The 262-nt window shown below is 34.4% G+C and carries 1 protein-coding gene; it reads right to left on the reverse strand.

Annotated features, from left to right (window positions below):
- Positions 1–108 (reverse strand): hypothetical protein (locus PZC42_RS24875; protein WP_498041210.1); only part of this gene is annotated, 108 nt, incomplete at its 3' end.
- Between the last annotated feature and the right edge of the window lie 154 nt (positions 109–262).

Here is a 262-nt window from a genome sequence, read left to right on the forward strand (position 1 = left end):
GAAAAGGACAACGCCGGTAAGAATATTCCCAACCTTTGAGACCTGTTTCACACTGTTCTTATATGATTTAAACCTCTTCAGAGCAGTATCCTCCTCCAAAAGCTGCAAGGTAAATAATATGAATCAAAACAAACTACATAGCAAAAGTGGTACCATTCCTAAAGATAAACACTATACCACAGGGGTACTACAATTTTTTAAAAAACAAGAACTAAAACAACAAATAATCAGCATAGCTTTGCAAGATATTAAGATTTGCTAG

This window comes from Isoptericola croceus (assembly GCF_029382255.1).
GTDB lineage: Bacteria > Actinomycetota > Actinomycetes > Actinomycetales > Cellulomonadaceae > Isoptericola > Isoptericola croceus.